This window comes from Mycobacterium sp. (assembly GCF_035697385.1).
GTDB lineage: Bacteria > Actinomycetota > Actinomycetes > Mycobacteriales > Mycobacteriaceae > Mycobacterium.
Genome location: NZ_DASSCY010000060.1, coordinates 1 through 4,309, shown reverse-complemented (window position 1 = coordinate 4,309; position 4,309 = coordinate 1). Strand labels below are relative to the sequence as shown.

The window sequence follows — 4,309 nt, the reverse complement described above, 5'->3', positions numbered from 1 at the left end:
TCGGCGACCGCCTCACCGCCGACAAATACCTCCCCCATGACCGCATACTGGCCGCCACCACCGACAAGCCGCGAAACTGTATTCCAGCGGGCGCCTACTCGAACTTTCTCTGCTGGAATACCGTTTCGGCGGAAACTAGAGGCCGAGGAGCTTCACGCTTTCGGCGCGCATGTCGACCTTGCGCACCTTGCCGGTGATTGTCATCGGGAACTCGTCGACCACATGTATGTACCGGGGGACCTTGTAGTGGGCGATCTTTCCGGCGGCGAACGCACGGATGGCGTCGGCGTCGAGCGTGCCAGCACCGGGCTTCATCCGGATCCAGGCACAGATTTCCTCGCCGTACTTCTCGTCGGGCACGCCGATGATTTGCGCGTCCTCGATGTCGGGATGGGTGTAGAGGAACTCCTCAACCTCCCGCGGATAAACGTTCTCCCCACCCCGGATCACCATGTCCTTGATCCGCCCAACGATGTTGCAGTAGCCGTCTTCTCGCATGACCGCGAGGTCGCCGGTGTGCATCCAGCCGTCGGCGTCGATCGCCTCGCGGGTCTTCTCCTCGTCGTTCCAGTAGCCCAGCATCACCGAGTAACCCCGCGTACAGAACTCGCCTGGCTGTCCCCGCTCGACGATGTCGCCCGTCTCCGGGTCGATGATCTTGACCTCCACATGCGGGTGCGCCCGGCCGATCGATGCGGTGCGGCGCTCAAGGTCGTCGTCGATGAGCGTCTGACAGGACACCGGTGACGTCTCGGTCATCCCGTAGGCGATGGCAACCTCGGTCATGTTCATCTCGTTGACGCAGCGCTTCATCACCTCGACCGGACAGACGGATCCCGCCATGATGCCGGTGCGCAGCGACGACAGGTCGCGGTCGGCGAAGTCCGGGTGCCCGAGCATCGCGATGAACATCGTCGGCACGCCGTACACACCGGTGCACCTTTCGGATTCGATGGTCGCCAGCGTCAGCCCAGGGTCGAAGCCCGGCGCGGGAATGACCATCGTCGTCCCGTGGGTGGTGCAGCCCAGATTGCCCATCACCATGCCAAAGCAGTGGTAGAAGGGCACCGGGATGCAGAGCCGGTCATCCGGCCCTAGGTCGATGATCTCGGTTGTGAAGTATCCGTTGTTGAGGATGTTGCGGTGCGACAGCGTTGCACCCTTCGGGAAACCAGTTGTCCCCGAGGTGTATTGGATGTTGATGGGATCAGTGTTGGCCAACGAGGCCATGCGGGTTCGCAATTCGTCCTCGGCAACGACGCCCTCGCGGAGGCGCTCCCAGTCGCCGGTGCCCAGGAACAGAACCTCCTTCAGGTCAGGAGAATCCGGACGCACCTCGGCGACCATGCCTGCGTAGTCCGAGGTCTTGAACGCTGTCGCGGAGATCAGCGTGCGAACACCCGACTGGTTCAGCACGTACGCCAGTTCGTGGGTGCGGTACGCGGGATTGACATTGACCAGGATCGCGCCGATCTTCGCCGTGGCGTACTGCACGATCGTCCACTCCGCGCAGTTCGGCGCCCAGATGCCTACGCGCTCACCCTTTTCGATCCCGAGCGACATCAGCCCACGCGCGACCAGGTTGACCTCGGCGTCGAGTTCGGCGTAGGTCCAGCGACGGTTCGCGGCGACATCGACTAGAGCTTCAGCGTCCGGATGCGTCGCAACGGTCCGTTCGAAGTTCTCGCCGATCGTCTCCTCAATGATCGGCGAGTCGGTCGGTCCTGCGTCGTATGACTTCATCAGTATCAGTTCTCCACCAAGTCCTCGTAGCGATGCTCCGTGGTGATCGGAGCGCCGCAGCGATGTGCTTCATCTTCACGCCGGCGCAGCTCGACCCGGCGGATTTTGCCCGAAATGGTCTTCGGCAGTTCGTAAAACTCGACGCGACGCACCTTCAGGTACGGCGCGAGGTGATCGCGGGCGTACTCCATGATCGCCTTCGCAGTGTCCGCGTCGGCATCCCATCCATCTGCCAATGACACGTACGCCTTGGGCACCGCCAGGCGGGTGTCGTCGGGCTGAGGGACCACCGCCGCCTCGACAACGGCGGGGTGCTCGATCAACACGCTTTCGAGTTCGAACGGTGAGACCTTGTAGTCCGAACACTTGAACACGTCGTCGGTGCGGCCGATGTAGGTGATGTAGCCGTCCTCGTCGCGGCTGGCGACATCGCCGGTGTGGTAGTAACCGCCTGCCATCGCGATCTCGTTGCGACGCGGATCGCCGAGGTAGCCGGTCATCAGGTTCAGCGGATTGCGTTGTAAGTCAAGGCAAATCTCGCCTTCATCGGCGGGCTGACCGGTCAGCGGGTCGATGAGCACGACAGGCACGCCGGGCATGGGCCGTCCCATCGAGCCCGGCTTCACCGGTTGACCCGGCGTATTGCCGACCTGCAGCGTGGTCTCGGTCTGGCCGAAACCGTCGCGGATGGTCAGTCCCCACGCGCGTTCCACCTGAGCGATGACGTCGGGGTTGAGCGGTTCACCCGCTCCCAGGATTTCGCGCAGCCCTTCGGGTTTCGGCCCGAGATCGGATTGGATGAGCATGCGCCACACGGTCGGTGGTGCGCAGAACGTGTTCACGCCCGCGCGACGGAGCTGGCCCAGCAGGGCAGCGGCGTCGAACCGGGCGTAGTTGTAGACGAAGATCGTCGCCTCGGCGATCCACGGCGCGAAGAAGCAACTCCACGCATGCTTGGCCCAACCCGGTGAACTGATCGCCAGGTGCACGTCGCCGGGCCGCACGCCGATCCACGCCATCGTCGACATGTGCCCGACCGGATAGCTGACCTGTGAGTGCTCCACCAACTTCGGCTTGCTCGTGGTGCCGGAGGTGAAGTAGATCAGCATCGGATCGTCGACGGCGGTTGGCGCCGTGAACGGCCCCGCCGAAGCACACGCGTACGCGGCCGAGTAGCTGTGCCAGCCGTCGACCGAATCGCCGACAGCGATGCGGGTGTAGTCACCGGGCACGCCGTCGAATTTGGCGGCATCGGCAGAATTGGCGATGACGAACCGCGCCCCGCCGCGTTCGATGCGGTCGGCAAGATCGGCCGGCCCCAGTGCGCCGGTGGTCGGCATGATCACGGCGCCGAGCTTCGCCACGGCGAGCATCGACTCCCACAGCTCGACCTGATTGCCCAGCATCAGGATGACCCTGTCGCCCTTGCCGACGCCGAGGTCCGCGAGCCACGTCGCAACCCGGTCCGAGCCTTCCGCCATATCCGCAAACGTGACCTTGTGCTCGCCGCCGTCCTCCTCGACGACCCACAGCGCCGTGCGGTCGTTGCCTCGGGCGATCACGTCGAACCAATCCGTTGCCCAGTTGAAGGTGCCGGTCAGTCTGGGGAACGAAAACGTCTCGGCGGCCTTTGCGTAGTCATGGACGAGCTGGTCGCGGGCGCTGCGATACCGCTCGGTGTTGCTGGCCATATCGATAGGATCTACGTCACACCTCTAGCCCGCTACCCCCAGATGAGGGGATCCCGATGCCACTCGACTCGCCGCTGTTGCGGCCGCGCGACGCCGACGCGTTGCGCGCCGAGCTGCGCCACGTCGCTGCGGCGGCCGGGCTGCCGGTGACGTTCGGCGGTGAGGTGTACGGCGCGACGCTGTTGCTCACGGAGTTCGTCGGCACCCGAACCGCCAGCATGCGCGGGCTGGCGGTGCGACCCAGCGCGGGCCTAGGCGGCGCGACGATGGTGGCCGGGCGGCCGATGTCGGTCGCGGACTACCGCAAGGCCGCCACCATTACGCACGATTACGACGGGCCGGTGGTCGAGGAGGGCATCAGGTCGATCCTCGCCGTTCCTGTGGTCGTGGAGGGTCATGCCCGTGCGGTGCTGTACGGCGCGTACCGGGCGGCAGCGCCCATCGGGGATCGCACGGCAGACCTGATGATCGGGTCCGCACGACGGCTGAGCGGCGAGTTGAGGATCCGCGACGAGGTCGACCGGCGGATGCGCATGCGGGAGGCCGCGGCGACGAATGGCGCCGGAGCCCGGGCCGAGGAGGTCCGCGAAGTGCACGCGCAGTTGCGCCGCCTTGCCGCGGACCCGTCGGCACCGCCTGCGCTGCGGGCGCAGCTGCGCGTGCTCGCTGATCGACTGGCGCGGGGCGGTTCGTCACCCGAGGTTGAATTGTCGCCGCGAGAGCTCGACGTGCTCGCCCAGGTCGCGCTCGGATGCACCAATGCCGAAGCAGCGCAACGTCTTTCACTCAAGCCGGAGACGGTCAAGAGGTATCTTCGCAGTGCGACGGCCAAACTCGGCGCCCACACCCGCCACGAGGCGGTGTCCAAGGCCCGA

3 protein-coding genes are annotated in these 4,309 nt (G+C 65.4%); 1 reads left to right on the top strand and 2 read right to left on the bottom strand.

All coding sequences use genetic code 11. The annotated features are described in order from the left end of the window. Nucleotides 1-135 precede the first annotated feature (135 nt). A complete protein-coding gene (locus VFH65_RS05630; protein WP_353320165.1) occupies nt 136-1,743 on the bottom strand; it encodes an AMP-binding protein in 1,608 nt (535 codons plus the stop codon). A gap of 5 nt (nt 1,744-1,748) precedes the next feature. Next, nucleotides 1,749-3,434, bottom strand: a complete 1,686-nt coding sequence (locus VFH65_RS05625) for an AMP-binding protein (protein WP_353320164.1) — start codon at nt 3,432-3,434, stop codon at nt 1,749-1,751. Nucleotides 3,435-3,490: 56 nt separating this feature from the next. Here VFH65_RS05625 and VFH65_RS05620 point away from each other — a divergent pair. Beyond that, nucleotides 3,491-4,309: helix-turn-helix transcriptional regulator (locus VFH65_RS05620; RefSeq protein WP_353320163.1), on the top strand; the 819-nt coding region annotated here is incomplete at its 3' end.